The sequence below is a fragment of the Streptomyces flavofungini genome (genome assembly GCF_041028215.1).
In the GTDB taxonomy this organism is placed as follows: Bacteria; Actinomycetota; Actinomycetes; order Streptomycetales; family Streptomycetaceae; genus Streptomyces; species Streptomyces flavofungini_B.
In genome coordinates, this window is sequence record NZ_JASKYR010000501.1 from 1 (window position 1) to 3,243 (window position 3,243).

Consider the following 3,243-nt stretch of genomic DNA (forward strand, 5'->3'; position numbering starts at 1 on the left):
CCTCACCACAGTCGACCACCGCGAGGGGACCGTTCTGGAAGCGGGGATCGGGGGCGGATGCGGCGGATGCGGGGGTGCTCCTGGCGGCCGTCTTCCGCGGGGCCGGACGCTTCGAGTAGGAGGCGGAGGACGGACGGGGGTGCGGGGRGCCTGCTTCCGCCCGCCCCGCACTGGAACCCGGCTCCGGCTCCGGGGTGGGGATGGACTGCGGTACGGGAGCGGACTGCGGTACGACAGCGGCTGCCCCCGCCGCCTCACGGCCACCAGCGGCCGTCTGCGGGCCTGCGGGGGGCCGAGTGGCCCCGGAGGCCGCCGGGGCGGGGAAGCGCGCCGCAAGGCCCTCCAGGAGCCTTGCGTAGGCGGCTCGCTTGGACCCGCGCGGCTCGCTCTTGCCGGACTCCCAGTTGCTCACCGCCTCCCGGCGCGAGTCCAGTGCCTTGGCGATCTGGGTCTGGCTCAGTCCGGCCGCCTCGCGCAGCCGCTTGCGTTCGGCGGGCTCGGGCAGCGGTTCGAGCGTGACCTGCTCAAGCAGGTCGTCCACCGCGCTGAACAGCACGTATTCCTCGTCGGACACGGGCACCTCCGCAGCCGACGCTACCTGGACCGCACATCAAAACGCACATGAAACGCGCACGGATCACGCATCAATCGCGCATCGAACCGCACATGGGGCGCGCACCAACCGCGCACCGAACCGCACATCAACCGCGCATGCAGCCGCACACCAACCGCGCATCGGTCATGCGTGTGGTGTGGCCGTGCCGGGGTCCTCGGCGTCCTCGTCGGGACGTGGTTCGGGCTTGGTGTGGAGGATGTCGCGGGCCTGGCCCGCGGCGCGCGACATGCTCTCGGAGACGAAGTCCAGGAAGCGGGCGACGTTCTCCAGGCGGGCGGCGGCCGGTGTGTCGCGGCCGAGGACGGAGACGCCCTGCCGCGCGGTCGCCACCACCTGATTCATGGACCGGGCGCTGACCATCATCGACTGGTACCAGACGTCATCGTCGACGACATAGCGCTCGCGGCGGCGCTCATCACGCTCCCGGCGGACGAAGCCCTGCTCGTCGAGGAAGGTGACCGCCTTGGAGACGGACGCCGGACTGACCTCAAGACGCTGGACGAGCTCGGAGGCGGTGAGGCTGCCCGAGTCGGTGAGAGTGAGACAGGCCAGCACCCTGGCCATCATCTTGGGCATGCCCGAGGCCATGATCACGGTGGTGAACACCTCCTCGAACTCGCCCACGGCCTCGGAGTCGCGCCCGGGGTGCCGCGGCACGGCATCGGCCGCACGGGGCGCGGCCTGCTTGCGGCGATGGGCGCGCTGTTCGGTGGCGCGATGGGCGAGGTCGGAACGGTAGGCGGTGGGGCCGCCGTTGCGCATGACCTCCCGCGTGATGGTCGACGTCGGGCGGTCCAGGCCCCGGGCGATCTCCGCGTAGGCGAGACCGTCGGCCAGGCCCAGCGCGATCTGCTGACGTTCCTGCTGGGTGAGCCTGCCGCCTGGCATCGCGATGTCTCCTCGTCGCTTACGTGTGTGCCGCGCTCTGCGCCGGTGCTGGGTATCGGGACCCGTATCGGCGCCCGTGAAGTCCAAGCATAGCGTTCACCGGCAATCCATTGCAACGAAACGGGGGTGGGTTGTTGCGTTAAGCGTTAAGTCGTTGCAATGAAATATGTGCTCTGAGCTGGCACTACTGTGTTGCAGTGCAACTTGAGTGTTGCCGGAACAGTGAATGCAACGTAGCGTTTGCGTCATCGGAAAAGAAGCGCCGCAGACAGAAACCAAGGAGCACACCATGCAGAAGTTCGCCACCCCCGCCCCCGTCTCCGCCGTCCTGGAGATCTCCGCCGGACGCATCCAGATCATCGCCGCCGACCGCGCCGACACCACGGTCGAGGTCCGCCCCGCCGACGCCTCGAAGAACCGGGACGTCAAGGCGGCCGAGCAGAGCGAGGTCACCTACACCGACGGCGTCCTGAGCATCAAGGCCCCCGAGGCGAAGAACCGGCTGGTCGGCAACACCGGAGCCCTCGAAGTCACCGTCCAGCTCCCGGCCGGCTCCCACATCGAGGCCAAGGCCGCCGCAGCGGAGTTCCGCGGCGTCGGACGGCTCGGCGACGTGGCCTTCGAAGGCGGCTCCGGCACCGTCAAGGTCGACGAAGCCGCCAGCGCCCGCCTCACCGGCCTCGACGCCCACATCACCGTCGGCCGGCTGACCGGACCGGGCGAGATCAGCACCCAGCAGGGCGACGTGAACATCGCCGAAGCCGTGAGCGGCCACCTCCAGCTGAGCGCCCAGCAGGGCGACATCACCGTCATCGCCGCCCACGGGACCTCCGCCGCCCTCGACGCGGGCACCGGCGTCGGCCGCATCGACAACACGCTGAAGAACACCGACGGCGGCGACGCCGCCCTGACCATCAAGGCCACCACCCAGCAGGGCGACATCACCGCCCGCAGCCTCTGAACCCCACGACCCCAGCACCCCGCAGCCTGCGCCTCCGCAGCCCTCTCGAAGGAATCCCTCTCATGACCAGCTTGGCCATCGCGGCGAACGGGCTGCGCAAGTCATACGGCGACAAGAACGTCCTGGACGGCATCGACATCACCGTCCCGCACGGCACGGTCTTCTCCCTGCTCGGCCCGAACGGCGCGGGCAAGACCACCGCCGTCAAGATCCTCTCCACCCTGATCCCCGCAGGCCCGGGCTCCGGACCGATCCAGGTCGGCGGCCACGACCTCACCAAAGACCCACAGGCCGTCCGCGCCTCCATCGGCGTCACCGGCCAGTTCTCCGCCGTCGACGGCCTGATCACCGGCGAGGAGAACATGCTCCTCATGGCCGACCTGCACCACCTGCCCAAGCGCGAGGGACGGCGGATCGCCGCCGAACTCCTGGAACGCTTCGACCTGGTGGAAGCCGCCAAGAAGCCCGCAGCCAGCTACTCCGGCGGCATGAAGCGCCGCCTCGACATCGCCATGACCCTCGTCGGCGACCCCCGCATCATCTTCCTCGACGAACCCACCACCGGCCTCGACCCACGCTCACGCCACAACATGTGGGGCATCATCCGCGAACTGGTCACCGGCGGAGTGACGGTCTTCCTCACCACGCAGTACCTGGAAGAGGCGGACCAGCTCGCCGACCGTATCGCCGTCCTGAACAACGGCAAGATCGCCGCCGAAGGCAGCGCCGAGGAACTCAAGCGGCTCATCCCCGGAGGCCACATCCGCCTCCGCTTCAC

The 3,243-nt window shown here is 69.4% G+C and carries 4 protein-coding genes; 2 read left to right on the top strand and 2 right to left on the bottom strand.

All coding sequences use genetic code 11. From position 1 onward, the window contains the following. On the bottom strand, positions 1–574 hold a 574-nt coding region (locus AB8Z36_RS28085; RefSeq protein ID WP_369216181.1), incomplete at its 3' end, for a helix-turn-helix domain-containing protein. Positions 575–739: 165 nt separating this feature from the next. Then, positions 740–1,504 carry a GbsR/MarR family transcriptional regulator gene (locus AB8Z36_RS28090; protein ID WP_369216182.1) on the bottom strand — a complete coding sequence of 255 codons (765 nt, stop codon included), beginning with the start codon at positions 1,502–1,504 and terminating at the stop codon, positions 740–742. 289 nt (positions 1,505–1,793) lie between these two features. On the opposite strand from AB8Z36_RS28090, the gene AB8Z36_RS28095 reads away from it, so the two are divergent. Together AB8Z36_RS28095 and AB8Z36_RS28100 are read left to right on the top strand one after the other, a co-directional pair. Beyond that, a complete protein-coding gene (locus AB8Z36_RS28095) occupies positions 1,794–2,465 on the top strand; it encodes a DUF4097 family beta strand repeat-containing protein (protein WP_369216183.1) in 672 nt (223 codons plus the stop codon). Positions 2,466–2,527: 62 nt separating this feature from the next. After that, positions 2,528–3,243: ABC transporter ATP-binding protein (locus AB8Z36_RS28100; RefSeq protein WP_369216184.1), on the top strand; the 716-nt coding region annotated here is incomplete at its 3' end.

What these genes read in the sequence shown, in the direction of transcription:
- AB8Z36_RS28090 (WP_369216182.1), bottom strand. Translation starts at nt 1,504, where the DNA reads ATGCCAGGCGGCAGGCTCACCCAGCAGGAACGTCAGCAGATCGCGCTG.
- AB8Z36_RS28095 (WP_369216183.1), top strand. Translation starts at nt 1,794, where the DNA reads ATGCAGAAGTTCGCCACCCCCGCCCCCGTCTCCGCCGTCCTGGAGATC.